Genomic DNA, 24,415 nt, shown 5'->3' with positions numbered 1-24,415 from the left:
TGAGACCGCCGCGTACACCCCGGATACCCGCATCATCGTTGACGTCCTTCGCGAGCAAGCTCGCTCCTACAGGTAGTTGGCCATGATCTGGTCGATACGGCCTTCTTCACGCAACTGCTCCAGCGCGGCCTGGAGCCTGGCCACCACCTCATCCGGTACGTCCTTGTTCAATGCCAGGTAAAGCTGCGCACTGTTGAAGCGCAATACCGTCTTGAGCCCGTTCACCCCCACCTGCCGCGCCAGGTAGCGCCCAGCAGGATCGCCAGTGGCCCACAGGTCGATCTGGCCCTCCATGAGCTTTTGCGCATTGTCCTGGTCACGCAAGGCAACAATCGGCTTGAGCCCCTGCTTGTCCAGGCTTTCGGCAATGGCGTCGCCTTTGTAGGCGCCGATCCTGTAGCGGCGCGCCTGCTCAAGGTTTTCCAGTTGGATCTTGCTGTCGGCCTTGGCCAACAGCACCCAATCGTCCGGGCCGATGGGGCCGACCCATTTGAACAAGGCCTCACGGTCTGGCAACCGCGCCATCACAAACACGCCGTAACCCGGCTTTTCCAGGGCGAGTTTGTAGATTCGCTCCCAAGGGAAACGCAGGGTCAGGTTGTAGGAAATGCCGGCACGTTTGAAGGTTTCGCGCATGATGTCTACGGCGATGCCTTCGATGTTCTCGTCCTTGGCGAAGTTCTTGCCGTTTTTCGCCATGTTGTAGGGCGGGAAATTTTCCGTCAGCAGCACCAGGGAGGCGTCAGACGGTTGTTCGGCGTGTGCCGTAGCCACCATGAGCATGGAGGAACTGGCGAGGGCGAGCAGCAGGTGTTTGAACATGAAGGCTACCGGAATCCATGGCAAGCGCAGAGAGTGCCGCGAGCCTGCCATGGTGTCCAGCAGCGTTTAGCGCACGACGATACCGCGTGCGGCCATATAGGCCTTGGCCTCGGGCACGGTGTATTCGCCAAAGTGGAAAATACTCGCCGCCAGCACCGCGCTGGCGTGGCCTTCCAGTACACCATCGGCCAGGTGTTGCAGGTTGCCGACGCCACCCGATGCGATCACCGGAATGCCCAGGGCATCGCTGATGGCGCGGGTAACGCCCAGGTCGAAGCCGTTTTTCATGCCGTCCTGGTCCATGCTGGTCAGCAGGATTTCACCGGCGCCCAGGCCTTCCATCTTCATCGCCCACTCCACCGCGTCCAGCCCGGTAGGCTTGCGCCCGCCGTGGGTGAAGATCTCCCAGCGCGGGGTTTCGCCCGGGCCGGATACCTTCTTGGCGTCGATAGCCACCACGATGCATTGCGAGCCGAAGTGCTGCGCGGCTTCGCCGACAAACTCGGGGTTGAATACGGCGGCGGTGTTGATCGAGACCTTGTCTGCACCGGCATTGAGCAGGTTGCGGATGTCTTGCACGGTGCGCACGCCACCGCCCACGGTCAGTGGGATAAACACCTGGCTGGCCATGCGCTCGACGGTATGCAGCGTGGTGTCGCGGCCATCGACGCTGGCAGTGATGTCGAGAAAGGTAATCTCGTCGGCACCTTGCTCATCGTAGCGACGGGCGATTTCCACCGGGTCGCCGGCATCACGGATGTTCTCGAACTTGACGCCCTTGACCACGCGACCGTTGTCGACGTCCAGGCAAGGGATGATGCGTTTGGCCAGCGCCATGGTCAGTCCTCAGCCGTTGTAGGCGTCGCAGTAAGCCTGAGCTTCGGCGACGTCCAGAGTGCCTTCATAGATCGCACGGCCGGTGATGGCGCCGATAATGCCGGGAGCCTTGGCGTCCAGCAGCGACTTGATGTCACCCAGGTTATGAATGCCGCCGGAAGCGATCACCGGAATCTTGGTGGCCGCTGCCAGGGCTGCGGTGAAGGGTACGTTGCAGCCCTGCATCATGCCGTCTTTGGCGATGTCGGTATAAACAATGGCAGACACGCCGTCGGCTTCGAACTGCTTGGCCAGGTCGATCACCTGCACTGTGCTGATTTCAGCCCAGCCGTCGGTAGCGACGAAGCCATCTTTGGCATCCAGGCCTACGATCACTTTGCCCGGGAAAGCGCGGCAGGCTTCGGCGACGAAGGCTGGATCTTTCACGGCCTTGGTGCCGATGATCACGTAGCTCACGCCCGCTTTGACGTAGTGCTCGATGGTTTCCAGGGAGCGGATACCGCCGCCGATCTGGATCGGCAGGTTCGGGTAGCGCTTGGCGATGGCAGTAACCACCTCGCCGTTGACCGGCTGGCCTTCGAAGGCGCCGTTCAGGTCCACCAGATGCAGACGACGGCAGCCCCCTTCTACCCATTTGGCAGCCATGCTCACCGGGTCATCGGAGAACACGGTGGAATCTTCCATGCGGCCTTGGCGCAGGCGTACACAAGCGCCGTCCTTGAGATCGATAGCGGGGATAATCAGCATCTGGCAAACCTTATTCGATATTCAGCAATGCTTGGGAAATCAGGGTTTCTCAAGCGACCACAAGTCGCTTTCGATGCTTTCGAACCTTTCTTTAAGGAGCGTCTGCGTGTCGAAAATCGCCCTGTTGTAATAATGCGGCGCCACTTCGGTGGTAAACAGCTCAAGAATCTCGGCGACCTCGAACGAGCCCAGCTTGAGCTCGAAGCGGTCCTCCATGAATCGCTTGATCTTGTCAGTAGCCTCACGCTCCTGCTCGGGCGCGAGGTTCAAGATCGGCTGCTTCGGTTTCCTGGCCATTTACCAGCGACCATCCCACGCGGCGAAGTTCTGCAGCAATTGCAGGCCATGGGTATGGCTCTTCTCCGGGTGAAACTGCACGGCAAAGCGCGAACCATCGGCCAGCGCGGCGGCAAAGTCGACGCCGTAATGCCCGCCACCCACCACCTGGCGCGGGTTACCGGCGGCGATGTAGTAGCTGTGCACGAAGTAGAAACGCGCCATGTCAGGGATGTCGTGCCACAGCGGGTGGTCGACGGTGCGGCGCACTTCGTTCCAGCCCATGTGCGGGACTTTGAGGTGCTCGCCCTCTTCATGCAGGTCTTTGCCGAAGAACTTCACCTGGCCCGGAAACAGGCCGATGCAGTCGACTCCGCCGTTCTCTTCACTGCTGTCGAGCAAGGCTTGCATGCCCACGCAGATGCCGAGGAACGGGCGGTCCTGGCTGACTTCGCGCACCAGGCTGTCAAAACCCAGGCGGCGGATCTCGGCCATGCAATCGCGAATCGCGCCAACACCGGGGAACACCACGCGGTCGGCTTCGCGAATCACGTTGGCATCGCTGGTGATCAGCACCTTGCCGGCACCTACATGCTCAAGGGCCTTGGCCACCGAGTGCAGGTTACCCATGCCGTAATCGATAACCGCGACCGTCTGCATTACAGGACGCCCTTGGTCGACGGCATTTGCCCGCCCATGCGCTCATCGACTTCCACAGCCATGCGCAGTGCGCGGCCGAAAGCCTTGAACACGGTTTCGATCTGGTGGTGAGTGTTGGTGCCGCGCAGGTTGTCGATGTGCAGGCTGACCAGTGCGTGGTTAACGAAACCCTGGAAGAATTCCTGGAACAGGTCGACGTCAAAGCCACGGCCCACGTTCGCGCGGGTGTAAGGCACGTGCATCTGCAAACCCGGGCGACCGGAGAAGTCGATGACCACACGGGACAGCGCTTCGTCCAGCGGGACATAGGCATGGCCGTAGCGACGGATGCCTTTTTTGTCGCCGATGGCCTTGGCAAACGCCTGGCCGAGGGTGATGCCCACGTCTTCCACCATGTGGTGGTCGTCGATGTGCAGGTCGCCTTTGCCGACGATATCCAGGTCGATCAGCCCGTGACGGGCGATCTGGTCCAGCATGTGCTCAAGAAAAGGGACACCGATATCAAATCGGGCCTTTCCGGTGCCATCCAGGTTGATCGAGGCTTTGATCTGGGTTTCCAGAGTGTCGCGCTCGACAGATGCCTTACGTTCGGCCATCACCAGCTCCGCAAAATCATTGGGCGAAAAAGGCAGCCATTATAGGGGCGCGGGCGCTAAACAGAAACAACGAAGGGGATAAGACTGACGAGTTAATCTCGGCGCCCCAGCATGGTGCGCGCGATCATTCCCACGCTCCGCGTGGGAATGCCGCCAGGAACGCTCCGCGTTCCGATCACACCGCAGGGCCCAAGCCCTGCGCAGAGGGTGACGCAGAGCGTCACGGGATGCATTCCCACGCGGGAGCGTGGGAACGATCAGCGCGGGAGCGTGGGAACGATCAGCCAACGATCAGCCACGGTATCAGTGGAACAGTACTGCGGTCTTCTGCAGGGTCACCCACACACCCCACGCCAACGGAATACCCACTACCAGCCACGCGGCAATCGCCAGCGGCTTGCTGGCGGCGGAGGCCTTCCACTCCAGCACGGTGCTCGCATCAGCACCTTTGTCATGGCCCAGCGCCTGTTCGGCGGCAAGTTCCGCGTCGGTCATGAAGTACTTGTCGGCCACCGGGCGCACCAGCAGGTTGCAGATAAAGCCCAGCACCAGCAGGCCGGCGAGGATGTACAAGGTGATGTCGTAGGCCGCGGCGCGTTCAACGCCGATGCTCAACTGGTATTCACGCAGGTAGTTCACCAGCACCGGGCCCAGTACGCCCGCCGCAGCCCAGGCGGTCAGCAGGCGACCGTGGATCGCGCCGACCATCTGGGTCCCGAACAAGTCGGCCAAGTAAGCCGGGACCGTGGCAAAACCACCGCCGTACATCGACAGGATGATGCAGAACGCGGCCACAAACAGCGCCACGTTGCCCAGATGCCCCAGGTTCGGGATCAGCGCATACAGGGCAAAGCCCAGGGCGAAGAACACGAAGTAGGTGTTTTTACGCCCCAGGTAGTCAGAGAACGAGGCCCAGAAGAACCGACCACCGATGTTGAACAAGCTCAACAGGCCGGTAAAACCAGCGGCAATGGCTGCAATGGAGGCCAGTTGACCAGCATCCAGTTGACCAAATGGCACATCAACACCCAGCAACTTGCCGCCGAACACTTCCTGCAGCAGCGGCGAGGCCATGCCCAGGATGCCGATACCGGCCGACACGTTCAGGCACAGCACCAGCCATACCAGGCGGAACTGTGGGGTTTTCCACGCAACATTCACATGCACATGGCGGTGAGTGATCATCGCATTGCTGGCTTTCTTCGCTGGCGCGGTCCAGCCCTCAGGCTTCCAGCCGGTCGGGGGTACGCGATACAGCAGGGCGCCACCGATCATGAACACGAAGTAAATCGCCGCCATGACCACAAAGCTCTGCCATACACCGACGCTGGTCGGCGAAGAGAAATGGCCCATCAGCGCTGCGGCCAAAGGTGCACCCACCATCGCGCCGCCGCCAAAGCCCATGATCGCCATGCCGGTGGCCATGCCGCGCTTGTCCGGGAACCACTTGATCAAGGTCGAAACGGGCGAGATATAGCCCAGGCCCAGGCCAATGCCGCCAATGACCCCGGAGCCGATCCACATCAGCCAGATCTGGTGGGTATAGATACCCAGGGCTGAGATCAGCAGGCCACCACACCAGCACAGCGCGGAGACTACACCGGCCTTACGCGGCCCGGCGTGTTCCAGCCAGCCGCCCCAGATCGCTGCGGAGCAGCCCAGGAAGATGAAGAACAGGGTGTAGATCCAGCCCAGCATGGAGATGGGCCAGTCGCATTGAGACGAAAAGACTTGAGCGATAAAGCCCATGTCCGGTGCGCAAGCCACCGGCGCAGTGATACCCAGCGCCTTGGACAACGGCAGCCAGAACACCGAGAAGCCGTAGGCCATGCCGATGCACAGGTGAATGGCCAGGGCGGCCGGTGGAACCAGCCAGCGGTTGAAGCCCGGCTTGGCGATGATGCGCTCCTTGGACAGGAACGCAGGCTGTGCGGCGTCAGTGCCGGCCACAGTGCTAGTGCTCATTGGTGTTTCCCCCAGTTATTGGTATGCGTCCGTCAGGCGCTCTCTCCCTCGGCCTTGCACGCAAAGCGTGGCCGTTTTGTTGAGTGAAGCTCCCTTTTAGGCGCGACCTTAAGTCGCAGAAGGCGGACGAACGTGCAGAGATTAGCACCAGTGGATGACAGAAAAATCAAACTGCCACTACCTTTTTTGGATTGTCTGTATTTTTCTGACGTCAAAATCCCATTTCCACGCCGGTGGATACAATGTAACGATCCGTGAACTGACGCGGGCCGTCGGGCGTTATACTCTGCGGCTAAATTTTGAAATCGACATACAAGGACTCGCCCATGAAAGCGTTCGGCAAAATCCTGGGTCTGGTACTTCTCGGGCTGTTGCTGATCATTGTGGCGCTCGGCTTTGCCCTGACCCACCTTTTCGATCCCAACGACTACAAAGAAGAAATTCGCCAGATAGCCCGCGACAAGGCCCACATCGAGCTGACGCTCAATGGCGATATCGGCTGGAGCCTGTTCCCCTGGCTGGGCCTGGAGCTTCACGAAGCCAGCGTCGCGACCCTGACCGCACCGACTCAACCGTTTGCCGACTTGCAGATGCTCGGCCTGTCGGTGCGCGTGCTGCCACTGCTGCGCCGCGAAGTGCAGATGAGCGATGTGCGTGTCGAAGGCCTGAACCTGCGCCTGAACCGCGATAAGCAGGGCCATGGCAACTGGGAAGACATCGGCAAGAACCTGCCCGACGAAACCACAGGCACCCCCGCTCCCGCGCCGGTCGAACCCGTGGCTGAAACCAAGCCGGAAAAGCCACCGCAGCCGATCCGCCTGGATATCGACAGCCTGACCATCAACAACGCCCGCGTCGAATACACCGATGAACAGACCGGCAAGCAGCTGAGTGCCGAAAGCATCCAACTGAGTGCCGGTGCCATCCACGAAGGCGCCAGCATCCCGCTGAAACTCACGGCCTTCCTGGGCAGCAACCAGCCGCTGATGCGGGTCAAGACTGAGCTGAACGGCAACTTGCGCATCCAGCGTGCGCTCAAGCGTTATCAGTTCGAAGACATGCGCTTGAGTGGCGAGGCCACTGGTGAGCCGTTGCAGGGCAAGACGGTGAGTTTCTCCACCCAGGGCCAATTGCTGGTGGACCTGGCGGCCAACGTCGCCGAATGGACCAACCTGAAACTGGCGGCCAACCAACTGCGCGCCTTGGGCGAACTAAAGGCCAATGACCTGGACAAAACCCCGCAGATCAGCGGCGCCCTGTCGGTTGCCCAGTTTGACCTGGCCAAGTTTCTTGAGAGCATCGGCCACCCACTGCCTGCCATGGCCCCAGGCAGCCTGAGCAAGGTCGAACTGGTGAGCCGCCTCAAGGGCACGCCCACCAGCGTCGCCCTGGAAGACTTGAACCTGAAGCTCGATGCCAGCACCTTCACCGGCCGCGTCGCCGTGGATGATTTCGCCAAGCAGTCCCTGCGTGTGCAGCTCAAGGGCGATACCTTCAATGCCGACAATTACCTGCCGGCCAAATCCGAAGCCGCCAAAGGTGCAACCGCTGCACGCCAGGCCGAAGTACAGAGCAGCGAAGCCGGCGCCATGGCCGCGGGCGGCAACACGCCATTGCCGGAGGCGCCGACCAAAGGTGCCTGGAGCAATGACAAACTGCTGCCGCTCACCCGCCTGCGCAGCCTGGACGTGAATGCAGACCTGGCCTTTGGCGAGTTGACCCTGAGCCAGTTGCCCATTCAGAACGCGGTGCTTAAAGCCTCCGGCATTGACGGGCAACTCAAGCTCGACACCCTTAGCGGCGGCCTCTACAACGGCACGTTCCAGGCCAACGGCACACTCGACGTGCGCCAGGACACGCCCGTGCTGGCCCTGCAAAGCCACATCAAGCAGGTGCCTGTTGAACGCATCCTGCAGGCCCAAGGGAAAACCCCGCCGGTCAAAGGCCAGCTCACCCTCGACAGTAACCTAAGCGGCCGTGGCAATAGCCAGAAAGCGCTGATCGACAGCCTCAACGGCACTGCCAGCCTCGTGATCAACAACGGCGTGTTGCTCAATGCCAACATCGAGCAGCAACTGTGTACCGGCATCGCCCTGCTCAACCGCAAGACCCTGAGCACCACCCCAGGCGGCAAGGACACGCCCTTCCAGGAACTGCGCGGCAACCTCACGTTCCGTAACGGCGTGGCCAGCAACCCCGACCTGAAAGTGCGCATCCCTGGCCTGACGCTCAATGGCAACGGTGATGTGGATTTACGCGTGCTGGGCATGGACTACCGCGTGGGCATCATCGTCGAAGGCGACAAGCGCGACGTGCCGGACCCGGCCTGCCAGGTCGGCGCCAACTTCCAGGGCATTGAAGTCCCGCTGCGTTGCCGTGGCCCGTTGGAGCTGGGCGCCAAAGCCTGCCGCCTGGACAAGGACGGCCTGGGCCAGGTCGCCCTCAAGGCGGCCGGCAATCGCCTTAACGAGAAGCTGGAAGAAAAGCTCGACAAGGTTAACCCCAAGCTCAAAGACGCATTGAAAGGCCTGTTCAACCGATGAGAAACGAGCAGTTTTCACAAGCGGTACTGGACTGGTACGACCGTCATGGCCGCCACGACCTGCCCTGGCAACAGGGCATCACCCCTTACCGGGTGTGGGTGTCGGAGATCATGCTGCAACAGACCCAGGTCAGCACCGTGCTCAACTACTTCGACCGGTTCATGGCCTCCTTGCCGACGGTCGAAGCCCTGGCCGCCGCGCCGGAAGATGAAGTGCTGCACCTGTGGACGGGCCTGGGCTACTACACCCGGGCGCGCAACCTGCAAAAGACCGCGAAGATCGTGGTGGCCGAACACGGCGGCGAATTCCCCCGCGACGTGGAGAAGCTCACCGAGTTGCCGGGTATCGGCCTGTCCACTGCTGGCGCGATTGCCAGCCTGAGCATGGGCCTACGCGCGCCGATCCTCGACGGCAACGTCAAACGCGTGCTGGCGCGCTTTACCGCCCAAGAGGGCTACCCTGGCGAACCCAAGGTGGCCAAGCAGCTGTGGGCCACCGCAGAGCGCTTCACGCCCTTTGAACGCGTCAACGCCTACACCCAGGCCATGATGGACATGGGCGCCACCCTGTGCACCCGCAGCAAACCGAGTTGCCTGTTGTGTCCGCTGGAAAAAGGCTGCGAAGCCCACATGCTCGGGCTGGAGACGCGCTATCCGATCCCCAAGCCGCGCAAGACCATCCCGCAAAAGCGCACGCTGATGCCCATGCTGGCCAACGCCGAGGGCGCGATCCTGCTTTACCGTCGCCCCTCAACGGGCCTGTGGGGCGGTTTGTGGAGCTTGCCGGAGCTGGATGACCTGGGCGACCTCGACCACCTGGCCAACCAGCATGCACTCGCGCTGGGCAAGCATCAGGAACTGCCAGGGCTGGTCCACACCTTCAGCCACTTCCAGCTGGCCATCGAACCCTGGCTGGTCCAGGTCGAGGAAACCGCCCATCACGTGGCCGAGGCCGACTGGCTCTGGTATAACCTCGCCACCCCGCCGCGCCTGGGCCTTGCCGCCCCGGTGAAAAAACTGCTGAAGCGCGCGGCCGATGTATTGAACGCAGGAGTTTCGTCATGACCCGCACCATCATGTGCCGCAAGTACAAAGAAGAACTGCCAGCCCTGGAACGCCCTCCGTACCCAGGTGCCAAGGGCCAGGACATCTACGACCACGTCTCCGCCAAAGCCTGGGGCGACTGGTTGAAACACCAGACCCTGCTGATCAACGAAAAGCGCCTGAACATGATGAATGCCGAAGACCGTAAATACCTGGCCGGCGAAATGGACAAGTTCTTTTCCGGCGAGGAATACGCCCAGGCTGAAGGCTACGTCCCACCTGCTCAATAATTGATCAAAAACCGGGGTTGGCACGTAAGCGACGGTAATAATTAAATATTTTTTGAAAACTTGCTTGACGACCCCCTGAAAAACCCGTTTAATGCGCCCCGTTGCCCAGATAGCTCAGTCGGTAGAGCAGGGGATTGAAAATCCCCGTGTCGGCGGTTCGATTCCGTCTCTGGGCACCAAAATACCGAAAAACCCCAAGGAAGCAATTCCTTGGGGTTTTTTATTGCCTGCGATTCAACCGGCTTCAGGTCCCGAAGCCGAAACGATCTGCGCGGGCCTGATTTAAATGGCCAAGCTCAAAGCGCCCTCAGACCAGCTGAGTCGTCGGCGACGCCAGTTCCCCTCGCACGGGTACCCCAAGCACGCTTGCGTTCCCCTGAGCAGCCTTCAGGCCGTAGCGTCTACTCTGCCTGGTGCTCGCCGAAGCGGAGGCCGTGCGACCTCTTCGAGTGACAGAGCGACGACGAGGTACTCGCGCCGAAGGCAACGCCGTGTGAGAGATGCTGCCTGACAATACGCTGAGCGCATCTTCAACCTGACGCCGGGCCAACCTGACATTGACGTCCATCGCATTCGTCCAGAAGTACGTGCCGGTGGCCAGGCTGCCAAGTACCGAGACATGCGGCCAGGCCTCACCGGCTGCACCCACCAACCTTCCTGTCTCGAAGTCCAGCTCAAAGCCGCCGAACTCATTGGGCTTGGCCAGCTTGCGACGGAGCAAATTCACCACGAGCGGCACGTCAGAGTGTTCCACCTGAACGGAGTACCCGGTGGCGTTAATGACATATTCACTTTCGATGACGGTACGAAATGCACTGCGACGGTCGTCAATGCGCGTCTCAAAGACCTTTGAAGCCTCGTTGTAAGTGACCTGGCTGACGCCGCCGAGCACCAGTATGCGGTCAGCCTTCAGCAACGCCTGCAACTTGTGGGCGTTTTTGACCGGCACCGAGACGCGGTAAGAAGACCAGAGACTGCCGAATGTCGTCTGGAATACCTGCTTGTCGTCGCGGGACAGACGGTGCCAGACGTAGTCGATAATGGAGTTGGTCGAGTAAATGACCGACTGCCACAGGCGCTCGGCATTGTCTGCCTGCATGATCTCAGACGTTATGTAGTCCAACACACCGGCGCCCGAATTCAAGATGCGCTTCAAGTCCAAGGTGTCACCGGTAACCTCCTCGATCTCACGCAGCAACATCGTAAAGACGTCATGCAGCTTGAGCTGACCACCATTTGCATCACAGAAGTTATCGATGTGGGCCCGGGTCAGATGAGTCAATGTATGAGGCCGATTAAAGGTACCGCGCACGCTGGGCAGACGGCCGGTGCGCGATGCCATGACAATTTTTCCCTGGTGCCCGGCTTCCGTCAGTGAGAGCACAGTGTCAATGGCCGACAGTCCGGTCCCTAGCACACACACCGACGCGTTGGCCGGTATGTTGCGCACCATGTCCCGGGTTGGGTAGGGGGTGCGCACGAAGCCAGCCACATCATTGAGCTGAGTAAACCGCGTCGATGGCAGGTTTCCCATGCTGAGGACAACCCGATCCGCCACGTAGGCCACGCCGCTCTCGGTATCAATGCAAGGGCGCTGGTCAGACAGTGAGATCAAGTCTGTGACGGTTGAGGTCACTGCGGTGACCTTAATGCCATGGGCGCGGGCCACGGCCATCGTCTGCTCATACTGATGTGCCAGGTATCTGCCGAACAGGCTGCGCGGCAGGAAGGCGTGATCGTCGATGACTGTTTGTGGAAAATCTACCGCCTGATCTGCGCCATGCTGTTCCAGCCAGCGAATAAAATGCCGCTTGTCGCCTGCCACCGCAGACATGGCGTCGGCTCGCGTGTTGAGCAAGTTGCACTCGAAGTCTGCCTGGTACGCATAACCCGGCCCAGGTGTTTTCTGTGACTCAAAGATCAGCACATCCAAATGATGACTCAGCCCCTGACGAACAGCTTCATCAATGAGTTGCGTAAAATATGCGACGCCGACAGAACCACCGCCCACTATGGCAATTGTTATTTTTTTCATGGTGTTTTCCAAAACGCGTAGTGCGAAGAATGAAGAGCCATCAATGAAATGATGAGTTAGTCACGCGAACGCCAGTACTTGTCTGTGACAGAGAGCGGCCGATGGAGAAAAATCGACGCAGGCATCAACTCCACGTGGTCAGCCACGATGATATCGGCCGTACTGCGAGCGAGAATATCGCGCTCGATGTCGATACCCGGCGCAACTTCCTTGAGTATCAAGCGGCCGTCCTTCAATACGAGCACAGCCCGTTCAGTGATGAACAGAATCGGGCAGTTGCGTGATTGCGCATGGGCGGCATTGAAGCTCATGTGCTCAACGGCTTGAATAAACTTGGTGATATCCCCTTCACGCTCAATGATTAATTGCCCGGCTTCAAACCCCAGTTCCAAACCACCGGCCGTGAAGGTTCCGCAAAACACCACGCGCTTGGCGCTTTGCGAAATGTTGATAAAACCACCGACACCGTTGAGCCGCCCGCCGAATCGACTGATGTTGACATTGCCACGGCTGTCGGCCTGACCAAACCCGAGGAAGGCCAGATCGATTCCGCCACCGTCATAGAAGTCGAACTGGCTGGCTTGATCGAGAATCGCTTGAGGGTTGCTCGAAGCGCCGAATGACAGCCCGCGAGCAGGCGTGCCACCGATAACCCCTGACTCGACAGTAAGCACATGGGCGGAGCAGCGCTCCTCGCTCGCCACCCTTGCAATGAACTCTGGAGTGCCAATGCCCAGGTTAACGATCGGCGCGTTGTACCGGGCTATTTCATACAAGGCTCGGCGCGCGACGATTTTTTTGGCACACAGGGGTAACGGCGTGACTGCGGTATCGGAGCGCGACCGCCCGGTATAGGTGTTGTTTCTGACCTCACCGTAGGTTTGCCAATGTGTGTCTGGTGTGGATAAAACTAGATAATCAACAAAGATCCCCGGAATACGGATCGCCTGAGGATCGAGCGAGTTACGGTCGACCAATTCCATCACTTGCACGATGACGATACCGCCGCAATTGTGAACGGCCTGCGCCTGGGCGAGGCTGTCCTGAAAGTTGGCTTCGTCCTCCATGCTGATATTGCCGTCGACATCCGCCCGACTTCCGCGCAAAAAGGCGACATTGATGGGCATCGACGGATAGAAAAGTTCTTCACGCCCCCCAACGTTTACCACTGAGATCAGCTCTTCAGTCGTAGCCGGGCCGACTTTGCCCCCCTCCTGCCTGGGGTCGATAAAGGTGTGCAAGCCAATCCCTGAGAGCACTCCACTTTTGCCCCCGGCGATTGCGCGGAACAGGTGGCTTATCACGCCCTGAGGCCAGTTGTGCGCTTGGATTTCACCACGCAGTGCCATCTGGCCTATCGACGGTGCAAGCGCCCAGTAGCCTCCGATCACCTTTTTCAGCAGGCCTTTGACAGCCAGTTGATTAAGCCCACGGCTGGCCTTGTCACCCTGCCCGGCCGCAAAAACCAGGGTCAGGTCAGATGGCTGTGCGGTAGCGGCAAAGCGCGCCGCCAGTGCTTCGGTGAGCAGGTCAGGGTGCCCGCAACTGCCAAACCCCCCAGTGGTGATCGTGCAATTATCGGGTACCAGGGCGGCCGCCTGGCTGGCGGTGATGACGCGCTTTGGCTCCATCACGTAATCACTGCCGAACGAGGCCGCTGCGAGCGGCGCCCCCGGGGCAGCCTGGACGCCGAAGCCGCTATTGAGGGCGCCCATCATGGCTGCACCTGCGCCAGGGAAACGGTCTGCACGGGCTTTTCCCACACCACCAGGAAGGTGCAGCCCTCATCGCTCCACAGCGCATGCTCACTGTCAGGCGGGCAGACTTCAAGCGTGCCGGCTGGGTGTGCACCGGCATCGTTATGCAGCACGCCATCGAGCACGAAAATCAGTTCGTAGCCAGGATGAAGGTGGCGTTGGGTACGGGCACCCGGCTGATAACGTACCAGGGCCGCTGATGGGCCATCCACTTCCGGGCCTTGGTACAAATGCACGATGTCGGTCTTGGTTCGGCCATTGGCGGTATAAGGCACCCACGGCAAGGCTTCTTTGCTGCGTACTGCGTTGAGTACATCTTTAAGGATTTGTCCGGTATGCATGATACTTCCTTGTTCGCTGGATAAAGAGGCGTTAGATAGGGGGGGTTAAACGTTGAGTTCACTTCTTGACATGGGTGCACGCATAAACAGCCAGTGCGGTAATCGCAAAACCCACTGCGTTAATTGCACTGAACGATTCACCGAGGAATACAAAGCCCATTAAGGCTGTGACTGCGGGAATAAGATGGAACAGGCCTGCTACTTTGCTCGCCTCACCTTTGCGCATGAGAATGTAGAGGATGCTGATAGCGCCAATAGAGTTGACCAGTGACAACCAGCCGGACGCGAAGATCATCGTTGGGGTCCACTGAACCGCGAGGTTTTCAAAGTGGTCGGCGAGAAAGAACATCACGAAAGAGGCCGTGGCCAACTGAATAAAACCGCCGGTGCGCAAGTCCATGCCGGTGCAGTATTTCTTCTGATACAGGCTGCCGGCCGTGATGCCAACCAGTGCCAGCACTACGCACAAGTAACCTGTCAGGCTCGCTGTTGCACTTACACCGAGCTGTTCATAGACCACCAGGGCCACACCGAACAATCCGCCCACCAAGCCGAGCCACTCAACACGACTGACTTTTTCGTTAAGAAACCGGGTGGCGCCCAACGCGGTAAACACCGGCATCGTGCCGACAATCAGCGCGGCCACAGCAGCCGACACGCCCAGATCCAGCCCCATGTACAGGCCAGCAAACTGAAGCGCCTGGATCAGGATACCCACCACCACCAGATGGCCGAACTGAGCGCGGGATTTCGGCCACGGTGCTTTAGTCGCAAGCGCCACGCCCAGCAGGATCAGCGCCGCACTGGCAAAGCGAATGAAGATCAGGGTGTAGGGCCCCACAAAGGGGAGTGCCACTTTGCCCACGACATAACCGGAACTCCACATGACGATGAAGAGCAAAGGCAGTAGAGTGGCGGGCAGGGCAATATTGAAACTTCTGGTCAGGGCTTTCATGAATCCTCCAAGGTTTAACCGCTAGAGAATTCAAAGTATTTAACCCACCCGCTGCGCACAATACGGCCAAAAAGAACAAGCCTGTGTCCTCTGGAGAAACAATGGAATCTTTCTCAGATAATATTTCGGATGTCTTTGTTTTCGTTAAAGTTGTCGAACTGAAAAGTTTCTCCAAAGCGGCCCGTTTCTTCGGTTCGACCACCTCGACCGTCAGCAAACAAATGCGCAGGCTTGAGGAAACGCTCGGGGCCAAGTTGTTAAACCGCACCACGCGAAGCCTTGCGCTCACAGAAGCGGGAGAACTTGCCTATCAGCACGGTGTTCGGATTACCGAGGAAACCGGCGCATTACTCAACTCAGTCGAAAGCTTGCAATCGGCGCCCCGAGGCCACTTGCGGGTCACCACATCGGTTGCCTTTGGCAATCTCCACTTGAGCAACCTGGTTGGGCAATTCCTCAACGCCTACCCCGATATCAGCGTCACGCTCTCTTTGAGCGACCGCTATGTGGATATTGTCGAAGAAGGGTTCGATATTGCGATACGTCTGACCAGTACGCCCGTTGACAGTTTTATAGCGCGACGCTTAGCCAAACTCGACTACGTGTTATGTGCAACACCCGGTTACTTAAGCAGCCACTCCCCCATCGCCACGCTCGGTGATTTGGCCGCACATAATTGCTTGATCAACGGTCTGGCGCGCGAAGCATCCTGGCGTTTTATTCGCGACGGCGAAGTGACCGAAGTACGCGTATCAGGGCGTTTCTGCGTTAACAGCAGTGAATCTGTGAGGCAGGCCGTGATGGAAGGTGTGGGCATAGGCTTGCTGCCCACGTTCTCCATCGCCGAGGATCTGCGCAAGGGCAGCCTCAGCGTGATTTTGCCCAAGTACATTGCAGAGGGCACTTTCGGCGACAGCATTCATGCGATTTTCTTGCCGAGCAAGTTTGCCGTGCCCAAGTTGCGGGTCTTTGTGGACTTCCTGATCGAGAAATTCGAAGACGGTGGTGGATGGTTGCCAGCCCCACAGAAGGCGGAATAACCACGGCTGCCATGACGACCAAGACCGCTGCCCTGTATCCTTAGTGGCTTAGTGCCTGCGATTGGCAGAGGAAAGCCATCAGGCTTTTATCCTCCGTGCTGGTTATTTTTCTCTGGGTTCAATCGTTCAGCCTTTACCCAATTCTCAGTTGTAAGGTTTTTTCATGACCCGCTTCTTGCTTTGCACCCTATTAATACTGACCGCCCTGCTCAGTGGGTGTGCCACGCAGTTGGACGTAGCAATCAACGCAACGCCTGATCCCGACTACCACTTTGACCGCCAGGCAACCGTGCTGGTGACCTCCACTGGCGGCAGTGATGAAAACTCGCTCAATGCCCGCTACTACCTGCGCGACATGGTTCGCGCCATGCAGGACCAGGGCTTTCGCAACGTCTATACCGACACCACACTGCCCAAGAACCATGCACCGATCAAAATGACCGTCACCCTGGATGTCGACAGCAAGCAGGTGACGTATCGCTACACCGCCACCGAATACGGGCAAGTGGCAAACAGCACCACCACCCAATGCAAGAAGAACAAGAAAAAGACCGACCAACTGACCTGCACCAGCACCCCAAACACTTCCTACGGCCCGGTAGGGACCTCGGAGCGCACCGGCTACACCACGCTCACCACCTTCCGGGTCACCGCTCGCGATGAAGCGAGCAGGCGTGCGGTCTACCTGCTACGGGCGTCGTCCTATAACGACGACTGCCAAGCCGCCAAGGTAGAAGCCTTTCTGGTACAGCAGGGTTTGCAGAACCTGAATTTCCAGGACCGTGTGCAGCGCAATTACACGGTCACGATGCCTGAAAGCTTCCGTTGCAAGTAATCAGCTGCTCGGCAGGCCCTTGGCTCAAGGGCCTCCTTACTTGAGCAAAAACACCATCAACGGGTTGTCATTCAAGCGCCCTTGATAGCTCGGTGCCAGGTGCTCCACCGGCGACCCCTTCAACAGCGCAGTCTCCTTGCGCGACACAATCACCCAGGAAGGCCGGGGCAGCACCGCCAGCTTCTCAAGCTCGCGACGCCCGACAAACAGCGGCTGTTCATCGTGATCCAGGTTCATCATGTAGCGCACTGCCCAGGTATCCCGCGCCAGGTCGACAAACACCAAAGGGCCCGGCTGCGCCTCACGCAGTGCCTCCACCTGGCTGACAAACCGCCGCGTATCGAATTGCAGGTCCTTGGCCGGCTCTATCACCGTCACCAGCAACAGCCATTGCGCCACCAGCGCGATCAGACTGAGCCACACCAACCGCCATGCTCGCCGCCAGGCAATCAACGCCGCGATTTGCAGCACCACCAACGCGCCGATCATCAACGGCAAGGAAATCTGCGGCCAGTAGCCCTGCTTGTGCCAGGCGTGTCGGCACACAAACAACACCACCACGCATAACGCTGGCAGCGCCGCGACCAGCCACTCGTAGCCACGGCGCACGCGCACCAGCCAGCCTTGCGCATGCAGCAGCCCAAAGGCTGCGACCGCCGCGAACATCGGCACCATCGGCAAAATGTAATAAGCGCGCTTGAAGTGCGGTACCGACAGGCCGAGCAGAATCATCAAGCCGCAGCCCCCCAACCGCACCAGCAATTGCAGGTGCTCATTGGCCCAGCGTTCGGGCCAGCGATGGCGCAACGCAACCAGGGTCGCAAATGCCAGCGGCACCACCGGAAAGTAGCGGTACAAGCTCAGTTGGAAATAGAAGTAGAACGGCTCACCAGACTCATCCAGACGCCCGCCGACTTGCATCTTGAAGACTTCATCGGCGAACGCATCGCCGCCACTGAACCGCGCAAGCTTCATCAGTAGCCACCAGCACGCAGCGAGTAACACCAAGCCGACAACGCCGTGGATCAGCACCTGCCGGACACGCTCCCCAGGCTTGCCCAGCGCCCAATACACACACACCACCGCGCAGACCTCAATCAACCCCAGTGGCCCACGTATCGCGAAACCCAGGACGAACAACGGGAACACCGCCAGTTGCCGCAGCCGTGACCCAAGGTGTTCGCCGGTGTGCAGCAGGTAGAAACTGGCCACGCATAACAACGCGACCATCTGGTCCAGGCACACCGAGCGCGACTTTTCGAGCAACTGGGCGGTGAGCAGAGTCAGTAACACCGTCAGCAGCGCCCAGGCACGGCTGTAGGGCGCCAGCAGGCGGTACATCAGCGCAATCACCCCCGCCGATGCGAGCGCCGTGGGCAGCACGTTTGCCAAGTGGTTCGGCGCGTCAAACAAGCGGGCAAATAAATAACTGAAGAAAGTCGCGGTGCCGGGGTAATCCGCGTAAGGCTGGCCGTAGGTGGTGGGGAAAAGGCTCGCACCATGGCGATACATTTCCTGCATGAACAGCGCCCAACGCCCGTCAAAACCCTGGGGCTGCTGATCCCAAATGCCCACTGTGAATAACAAGAGAGCGACCAGGAAAATACCCAGTGACTCCAGGCGAAAACGGTTGCGGTGATCCATCGGGTGACCTGTCAGGTGGGAAGCGCTGGCGTATGGTGCCGAACGCGCCCCTGAATGGCGCCTGAACAGATCTGAACATTCACGCGGTTACCGACTGGTGGGCCACACCACTGCCGGAATCAGGCGAACGTAGAGCAATTCGGCAACCAACTCGATCAGGGTTTGCAGGATCACCACCGTTGCGGCCAAGCCGCGCACATCCTCCGGCAGGGCCAGCGCCAATGGCAAAACCACCAGCGAGTTACGGGTCGACGCACTGAAGGTCACCGCCCGCGCCGTCAACGCTGGCAATGCGAACAGCCGCGCAGCCACAATGCCCATCAGCGGCGCCAGCAACACAAAGGCCACGTAGACCGGAATGACTGGCAGTAACACATTGATATCCCGCACCACTGCCGTGATGTGCGAAGCCAGCACTACAAACAACACCAAGGCCATCGCTGGCACCGGCAACCAGGCCCAGGCGCTGTTCCAAAGGCTAATGGCGCTCGACCGCCGCGCGAAAGCGCTGGTCACAACCGCCAGAAGCATCGGCACCACAATCAGCCCCACGAACGCTTCTACAAACGGCCCCGCCGCCACCACCCCGCTGGATTGCTCGCCCAACATCAGCCCCAGGTAGACCGGCAACAACAGCAGTTGCAGCAACAGCAGCAGCGGTGTTGCCGCCAGCATCGACCGCGAATCGCCCTTGCCGATATGGGTAAACACCACCACATAGTCGATACAGGGCGTCAGCAACACCAGCAGAGCGCCCACCAGCAACGCCGGGCGCTCCACCAGGCCACGGGTCAACCCCCACACCAGCAAGGGCACCAGGATGAAATTGGCCAACAGCAAGGCCGCCATGAAACGCTTATTGCCCACGGCTTGGCGCAGCTCAAGAAAGGGAATTTGCAAAAACATCGCATACATCAGCACGGCGATGGCAGGTGTCACCCAAAGGCTGAGGCCCTGCGCCGACAAGGGCCAGAGCAGGCCAAACGTGACGGCCAAAAAGACGGCAACGAAGTAGATCGGGACCTGATGGTGTTCCAGGGTGTCGCGGGTCATGGGCGGGCTCTGGTGGGTCAATAGACTGTCAGCCTAAGTAATCGCGCAGAGAAGGTCGAGCATTACAGCAATCCGTGCCGCCCGAGAAACCCTTGGGATTTGCCCCAACCTGCGCTTCAATACACCCTCTAGACCCAAACCCCAAGGACGTCGAGCCCATGGCCTCGCCAAACAAGCAGCAAAAACGCGCCCACCGGGCAAAAGCCAAGGCCAAGCAAAATCGCACCCAGCGCGCCGTGGCGCCCAAGCCAGATGCTTTCGCGGGCGACGACAGCCGCATCGACCTTGAGTCGGTGGATTTGACTGAGCTGTTCGTCCAAATGCGTACCGCCGGCGAGATCAGCCAGCAGGCGCTGTGTGCGGTATTCCTGGCGCACCCGTTGCTGGCGTTGGTGCTGGAGCAGGAAGGCGAAGAGGAAGCGACCGACTTTATCCTGGCGGCGCTGATCGAGTATCGGCAGTGGGCGACGGACAGCGATGATGAGGCCGCCGCGCTGGCGTGGATTGAGTCGCCGCAGTTCCAGGCCGATTACGTGGCGGCGTCCCACGCCCTGGCCAACGCCCCCGACTGACACAAAATAAAAATGTGGGAGCGGGCTTGCCCGCGATGGCGGAGTGTCAGGCGACGAATACATCGACTGGCAGTCCGTCATCGCGGGCAAGCCCGGCTCCCACATTGTTTTGTGGCGCCCTATTCACCGTATCTCGTCAGTTAAGCGCCGCAGCCCCCACTCTTTGGGCCTTGCGACGGCTCGCCACCACCAACCCCGCCAATACCACCAGCAAGCTCAGAACCCCGGTGGCGATGATCTCGACACGGTGCGCTTCCTGGAACAGCATGATGGTCAACGTACCGACGATAAACACCATTACCGCGTACGTCAGGCCTGGGAACAGCCACATCTTGAAGACGATCTTCTCGCCCGCCGCCGTACGCTTCTGGCGCATGCGCAGCTGCGACACGGCAATCACCAGGTACACCAACAACGCGATGGCGCCAGAGCTGGCCAGCAGGAATTCGAACACCGCCGCCGGGGCGACGTAGTTAGCGAATACCGCCAGGAACGCAGCACCGGTAGACAGCAACACCGCCCAGTAAGGCGTGCCGCTCTTGTTGGTACGCTTGGCCACGGCCGGTGCGTCACCTCGACGGCCCAGGGAAAACAGCATGCGCGACGCGGTGTACAGCGCCGAGTTGAGGCAGCTGGTCACGGCAACCAGCACCACCAGGTCGACAATCAGCTTGGCGTTCGGAATGCCCATGCGTTCCAGCACGGTCTGGTAGGAACCTACGGCCGCCAGGGTCGGATCGTTCCAAGGCACCAGGGACACCACGATGAAGATCGACAACAGGTAGAACAAACCAATCCGCCAGATCACCGAGTTGGTGGCCTTGGTGATTTGCTGGCCTGGATTCTTCGACTCGGCTGCGGCGATGGTGACAATCTCGGTGCCCATGAACGAGAACATGGTAGTCAGGATCGCTGCCAATACCGCACCCATGCCGTTGGGCATGAAACCTTGGGTATCGAACAGGTGCGAAACACCGCTGACCTGGCTGGTGGGCAAGAAGCCGAAGATCGCGGCCAGGCCGAGGATCACAAAGCCGACGATCGCAACGACTTTGATCAGCGCAAACCAGAACTCGAACTCACCGTAGTTCTTCACACTGAACAGGTTGGTTGCAGTCAGCAACAACGTAATGATTAGGGTAAACGCCCAAATCGCCACGTCGGGGAACCAGGCGTGCAGGATGGTCGCCGCTGCGTTGGCCTCCAACGGAATCACCAGCACCCAGAACCACCAGTAGAGCCAGCCAATGGTGAAACCGGCCCAGTGGCCGATTGCCCGGTCGGCATAGGTAGAGAACGAACCGGTATCGGGTGACGCAACGGCCATCTCGGCCAGCATGCGCATCACCAAGACCACCAGTGTACCGGCGGCTGCATAGGCCAACAGTACAGCCGGGCCGGCAGCAGCGATCGCATGGCCGGAGCCGACAAACAAACCGGCGCCGATGACGCCGGCAATCGACAGCATGGTGACGTGCCGCGGTTTGAGCCCCTGTTCGAGGTCATTGGAGCTTTGCGTACTACTCATTGACACACCTTTGCGAGGAATTGCGAAAACGGTTCGCCCGGCCTGCAGCCTTTCTCGTGAAAAGAATCCAACAGGGCGTTCTTTATTTTTTACGCAAGATTTGCGCCAAAATATTTCATAGCCACAGTTGACGGGGGCTGTAGGACAATTCGCAACCTATCGCAAGTCATTGAGAACAATGGCATTCCGCTATAGCGTTACCGTGCGACCCACATTCACGACGTACCGACGCACCAAAAACACACACAAAAAGTACGTGACGCCCCATAAGCGGGCTGATATGGACCGTTTGCCCGGTTAACCCTTCCAACACCCGGCCAAAGCTGGCACCATCGCGCCCTTTTTTACGCGAAGCCTGTGGATCTTTCCGGGTCAAACGTCTGTAGGTTGTTGATGGCGCGACACACTGCTGCGCCGATGCGACACCCTGCCGCAGACCATCGGTTAACCGTCCGCAGCGCTGTTGGCTGTCATCCAAACGCTATGCTAGCTTGGCGCCTCGCCAGGAAGGCGGCCCAACAGCGAAGATCGCAACGAACACAATGAGGACCGCACATGGCCCAGGCCACGCCCGCGCTTGAAATCCGCAACTTGCATAAACGCTATGGTGAGCTTGAGGTACTCAAAGGTATCTCGCTGACCGCTCGCGACGGCGATGTGATCTCGATCCTGGGTTCCTCAGGTTCCGGCAAGTCCACCTTCCTGCGTTGCATCAACCTGCTGGAAAACCCGCACCAGGGCCAGATCCTGGTGGCCGGCGAAGAACTCAAGCTCAAGGCCGCGAAAAACGGCGAGCTGATGGCCGCCGACGGCAAGCAGATCAACCGTCTGCGCAGCGAAATCGGTTTTGTGTTTCAAAACTTTAACCTGTGGCCGCACATGAGCATCCTCGACAACATCATCGAGGCCCCTCGGCGCGTACTCGGCCAAAGCAAGGCTGAAGCAATAGAAGTGGCCGAGGCCTTGCTGGCCAAGGTCGGTATTGCCGACAAGCGTCACGCCTACCCCGCGCAACTCTCTGGCGGCCAACAACAACGCGCGGCGATTGCGCGTACCTTGGCGATGCAGCCTAAAGTCATTCTGTTCGACGAGCCGACTTCTGCGCTTGACCCGGAAATGGTCCAGGAAGTACTTAATGTGATCCGCGCACTGGCCGAAGAAGGCCGCACGATGCTGCTGGTCACCCACGAAATGGGTTTCGCCCGGCAGGTATCCAGCGAAGTGGTGTTTTTGCACCAAGGCCTGGTCGAAGAGCAAGGATCGCCACAGCAGGTATTTGAAAACCCGCTTTCGGCGCGCTGCAAACAATTCATGTCCAGCAACCGCTAACGGAGCAACATGCATGCAGACCTATAAGAAATTCCTTCTGGCCGCGGCCGTCTCGATGGCGTTCAGCGCCACGGCCATGGCAGAAACCTTGAAGATGGGGATCGAAGCGGCTTACCCGCCGTTCAACAATAAAGACGCCAGCGGCAATGTCGTCGGCTTCGACAAGGACATCGGCGACGCCCTGTGCGCCAAGATGAAAGTCGAGAAGTGCGAAGTGTATGTGTCCGACTGGGACGGCATCATCCCGGCCCTGAATGCCAAGAAGTTCGACTTCCTGGTGTCCTCGCTGTCGATCACCGACGAGCGCAAGCAGGCAGTGGACTTCACCGACCCGTACTACTCCAACAAGCTGCAGTTCATTGCGCCCAAAGCCACGGCAGACTTCAAGACCGACGCCGCTTACCTGAAAGGCAAGGTGATCGGTGCACAGCGCGCAACGCTGGCTGGTACCTACCTGGAAGACAAGCTGCCGGACACCGAAGCCAAGCTCTACGACACTCAGGAAAACGCCTACCTCGACCTGACCTCCGGTCGCCTAGACGGCATCCTGGCTGACAAGTACGTGCAGTACGAGTGGCTCAAGAGCAAAGACGGTTCGGCCTATGAATTCAAAGGCGACCCAGTTGTAGAAAGCGACAAGATCGGTATCGCCGTGCGCAAGGGCGACCCATTGCGCGAGCGCCTGAACAAAGCCTTGGCAGAGATCAAGGCAGACGGCACCTACAAGAAGATCAACGACAAGTACTTCCCGTTCAGCATCGAATGATCTGAACGACCTGCCCGACGCGCTCCTGTGAGCGCGTCGGCTTTTAGCAATGCCTGCCGCGATATGAAAACACCATGAATTTCGATCTCTACGGATTCGGCCCGGCCCTCGCCGCCGGCGCGCTGATGACCGTCAAACTGGCGCTCACGGCCCTGTGCCTGGGGCTGGTGCTCGGCCTTGCCGGCGCCTTGGCCAAGACTTCGCCATACAAGCCGCTGCAATGGCTGGGCGGTGCGTATTCGACCATCGTTCGCGGTATTCCCGAATTACTGTGGGTGCTGCTGATTTACTTCGGCACCGTCAACCTGATGCGCGCCCTGGGTGAGTTTTTTGGCAACCCCGACCTGTCGCTGAGTGCCTTCGCCGCCGGCGTCATCGCCCTGGGCCTGTGCTTCGGCGCCTACGCAACGGAAGTGTTTCGCGGCGCGATTCTCGCCATTCCCAAGGGCCACCGCGAAGCCGGTGTGGCGCTGGGGCTGTCGAAGTTGCGGATTTTCACCCGGCTGATCATGCCGCAGATGTGGCGTATCGCCCTGCCGGGCCTGGGCAACCTGTTCATGATCCTGATGAAAGACACCGCACTGGTGTCGGTGATCGGCCTTGAAGAAATCATGCGCCACGCGCAAATCGGCGTGACCGTGACCAAGCAGCCATTCACTTTCTTCATGGTCGCGGCGTTCATGTACCTGGGCCTGACCGTACTGGCGATGACCAGCATGCACTTCCTGGAAAAACGCGCCGCCCGCGGCTTTGCAAGGAGCACCCAATGAGCGGCGACTAC

At 59.5% G+C, this 24,415-nt stretch carries 23 protein-coding genes and 1 tRNA gene; 10 read left to right on the top strand and 14 right to left on the bottom strand.

Annotated features, from left to right (window positions below):
• Positions 1 to 66 precede the first annotated feature (66 nt).
• From TX24_RS01120 to TX24_RS01090, 7 genes are all read right to left on the bottom strand, one after another.
• Positions 67 to 822, bottom strand: a complete 756-nt coding sequence (locus tag TX24_RS01120) for a substrate-binding periplasmic protein (RefSeq protein WP_057709561.1) — start codon at positions 820 to 822, stop codon at positions 67 to 69.
• A gap of 66 nt (positions 823 to 888) precedes the next feature.
• Complete coding sequence (gene hisF / locus TX24_RS01115) at positions 889 to 1,659, bottom strand: imidazole glycerol phosphate synthase subunit HisF (RefSeq protein WP_003187786.1); 771 nt, start codon at positions 1,657 to 1,659, stop codon at positions 889 to 891.
• A gap of 9 nt (positions 1,660 to 1,668) precedes the next feature.
• On the bottom strand, positions 1,669 to 2,406 hold the full coding sequence (gene hisA, locus TX24_RS01110) for a 1-(5-phosphoribosyl)-5-[(5-phosphoribosylamino)methylideneamino]imidazole-4-carboxamide isomerase (protein ID WP_003187784.1): 738 nt from the start codon (positions 2,404 to 2,406) through the stop codon (positions 1,669 to 1,671).
• 39 nt (positions 2,407 to 2,445) lie between these two features.
• Entirely contained in the window at positions 2,446 to 2,703 is a 258-nt protein-coding gene (locus tag TX24_RS01105; protein ID WP_032900357.1) for a DUF2164 domain-containing protein, read from the bottom strand.
• Positions 2,704 to 3,342 (bottom strand): imidazole glycerol phosphate synthase subunit HisH, encoded by a 639-nt coding sequence (hisH, locus tag TX24_RS01100; protein ID WP_003187782.1) that lies wholly within the window; start codon positions 3,340 to 3,342, stop codon positions 2,704 to 2,706.
• Positions 3,342 to 3,938 carry an imidazoleglycerol-phosphate dehydratase HisB gene (hisB, locus tag TX24_RS01095; protein ID WP_003187781.1) on the bottom strand — a complete coding sequence of 199 codons (597 nt, stop codon included), beginning with the start codon at positions 3,936 to 3,938 and terminating at the stop codon, positions 3,342 to 3,344. Before hisB ends, hisH begins: the two co-directional genes overlap by 1 nt.
• A gap of 303 nt (positions 3,939 to 4,241) precedes the next feature.
• Positions 4,242 to 5,903 (bottom strand): OFA family MFS transporter, encoded by a 1,662-nt coding sequence (locus TX24_RS01090; protein ID WP_003187780.1) that lies wholly within the window; start codon positions 5,901 to 5,903, stop codon positions 4,242 to 4,244.
• Between the two features lie 326 nt (positions 5,904 to 6,229).
• Between TX24_RS01090 and TX24_RS01085 the strand changes: the two genes are divergently transcribed.
• From TX24_RS01085 to TX24_RS01070, 4 genes are all read left to right on the top strand, one after another.
• Positions 6,230 to 8,446: an AsmA family protein gene (locus TX24_RS01085; RefSeq protein WP_057709560.1), complete on the top strand. Its 2,217-nt coding sequence runs from the start codon at positions 6,230 to 6,232 to the stop codon at positions 8,444 to 8,446.
• Complete coding sequence (gene mutY, locus TX24_RS01080; RefSeq protein ID WP_057709559.1) at positions 8,443 to 9,510, top strand: A/G-specific adenine glycosylase; 1,068 nt, start codon at positions 8,443 to 8,445, stop codon at positions 9,508 to 9,510. Before TX24_RS01085 ends, mutY begins: the two co-directional genes overlap by 4 nt.
• The gene (locus tag TX24_RS01075) at positions 9,507 to 9,779 is read left to right on the top strand and encodes an oxidative damage protection protein (protein ID WP_003187776.1); all 273 of its coding nucleotides are present in this window, start codon (positions 9,507 to 9,509) and stop codon (positions 9,777 to 9,779) included. The genes mutY and TX24_RS01075 overlap by 4 nt, the downstream gene beginning before the upstream one ends.
• Before the next feature lie 103 nt (positions 9,780 to 9,882).
• Positions 9,883 to 9,958, top strand: a tRNA-Phe gene (locus TX24_RS01070).
• Positions 9,959 to 10,086: 128 nt separating this feature from the next.
• Here TX24_RS01070 and TX24_RS01065 read toward each other — a convergent pair.
• Genes TX24_RS01065 through TX24_RS01050 form a run of 4 tightly spaced genes read right to left on the bottom strand, consistent with a single transcriptional unit; the run spans position 10,087 to position 14,867 of the window.
• Positions 10,087 to 11,814, bottom strand: coding sequence for an FAD/NAD(P)-binding protein (locus tag TX24_RS01065; protein ID WP_057709558.1), 1,728 nt, complete (start codon positions 11,812 to 11,814; stop codon positions 10,087 to 10,089).
• 56 nt (positions 11,815 to 11,870) lie between these two features.
• Positions 11,871 to 13,532: an acyl CoA:acetate/3-ketoacid CoA transferase gene (locus tag TX24_RS01060; protein WP_082628728.1), complete on the bottom strand. Its 1,662-nt coding sequence runs from the start codon at positions 13,530 to 13,532 to the stop codon at positions 11,871 to 11,873.
• Positions 13,529 to 13,912 carry a cupin domain-containing protein gene (locus tag TX24_RS01055; RefSeq protein ID WP_003187771.1) on the bottom strand — a complete coding sequence of 128 codons (384 nt, stop codon included), beginning with the start codon at positions 13,910 to 13,912 and terminating at the stop codon, positions 13,529 to 13,531. The genes TX24_RS01060 and TX24_RS01055 overlap by 4 nt, the downstream gene beginning before the upstream one ends.
• 58 nt (positions 13,913 to 13,970) lie before the next feature.
• Entirely contained in the window at positions 13,971 to 14,867 is an 897-nt protein-coding gene (locus TX24_RS01050; RefSeq protein WP_032894039.1) for a DMT family transporter, read from the bottom strand.
• Between the two features lie 101 nt (positions 14,868 to 14,968).
• On the opposite strand from TX24_RS01050, the gene TX24_RS01045 reads away from it, so the two are divergent.
• Together TX24_RS01045 and TX24_RS01040 are read left to right on the top strand one after the other, a co-directional pair.
• Positions 14,969 to 15,907: a LysR family transcriptional regulator gene (locus TX24_RS01045; protein ID WP_057709557.1), complete on the top strand. Its 939-nt coding sequence runs from the start codon at positions 14,969 to 14,971 to the stop codon at positions 15,905 to 15,907.
• Between the two features lie 163 nt (positions 15,908 to 16,070).
• Complete coding sequence (locus tag TX24_RS01040; RefSeq protein WP_003187766.1) at positions 16,071 to 16,742, top strand: YajG family lipoprotein; 672 nt, start codon at positions 16,071 to 16,073, stop codon at positions 16,740 to 16,742.
• 36 nt (positions 16,743 to 16,778) lie between these two features.
• Here the strand turns inward: TX24_RS01040 and TX24_RS01035 are convergent, their stop codons facing one another.
• Together TX24_RS01035 and TX24_RS01030 are read right to left on the bottom strand one after the other, a co-directional pair.
• Positions 16,779 to 18,386 carry an ArnT family glycosyltransferase gene (locus tag TX24_RS01035; RefSeq protein ID WP_003187765.1) on the bottom strand — a complete coding sequence of 536 codons (1,608 nt, stop codon included), beginning with the start codon at positions 18,384 to 18,386 and terminating at the stop codon, positions 16,779 to 16,781.
• A gap of 87 nt (positions 18,387 to 18,473) precedes the next feature.
• Positions 18,474 to 19,439 carry an arsenic resistance protein gene (locus TX24_RS01030; protein WP_047712363.1) on the bottom strand — a complete coding sequence of 322 codons (966 nt, stop codon included), beginning with the start codon at positions 19,437 to 19,439 and terminating at the stop codon, positions 18,474 to 18,476.
• 158 nt (positions 19,440 to 19,597) lie between these two features.
• On the opposite strand from TX24_RS01030, the gene TX24_RS01025 reads away from it, so the two are divergent.
• Complete coding sequence (locus tag TX24_RS01025; protein ID WP_034134684.1) at positions 19,598 to 20,011, top strand: hypothetical protein; 414 nt, start codon at positions 19,598 to 19,600, stop codon at positions 20,009 to 20,011.
• A gap of 136 nt (positions 20,012 to 20,147) precedes the next feature.
• Here the strand turns inward: TX24_RS01025 and gabP are convergent, their stop codons facing one another.
• The gene (gene gabP / locus TX24_RS01020; RefSeq protein WP_057709556.1) at positions 20,148 to 21,539 is read right to left on the bottom strand and encodes a GABA permease; all 1,392 of its coding nucleotides are present in this window, start codon (positions 21,537 to 21,539) and stop codon (positions 20,148 to 20,150) included.
• Between the two features lie 555 nt (positions 21,540 to 22,094).
• Here gabP and TX24_RS01015 point away from each other — a divergent pair.
• The 3 genes from TX24_RS01015 to TX24_RS01005 all read left to right on the top strand — a co-directional run bounded on the left by TX24_RS01015 (position 22,095) and on the right by TX24_RS01005 (position 24,404).
• Positions 22,095 to 22,868, top strand: a complete 774-nt coding sequence (locus TX24_RS01015) for an ABC transporter ATP-binding protein (RefSeq protein WP_003187760.1) — start codon at positions 22,095 to 22,097, stop codon at positions 22,866 to 22,868.
• Between the two features lie 13 nt (positions 22,869 to 22,881).
• Positions 22,882 to 23,634: an ABC transporter substrate-binding protein gene (locus TX24_RS01010; protein ID WP_005783892.1), complete on the top strand. Its 753-nt coding sequence runs from the start codon at positions 22,882 to 22,884 to the stop codon at positions 23,632 to 23,634.
• Between the two features lie 74 nt (positions 23,635 to 23,708).
• Positions 23,709 to 24,404 carry an ABC transporter permease gene (locus tag TX24_RS01005; protein ID WP_003187757.1) on the top strand — a complete coding sequence of 232 codons (696 nt, stop codon included), beginning with the start codon at positions 23,709 to 23,711 and terminating at the stop codon, positions 24,402 to 24,404.
• The last annotated feature ends 11 nt before the right edge of the window (positions 24,405 to 24,415 follow it).

The organism is Pseudomonas lactis, from assembly GCF_001439845.1.
Lineage (GTDB): Bacteria > Pseudomonadota > Gammaproteobacteria > Pseudomonadales > Pseudomonadaceae > Aquipseudomonas > Aquipseudomonas lactis.
Note: the sequence above shows the minus strand (reverse complement) of the source record. Positions and strands in the feature narration are given on the sequence as shown.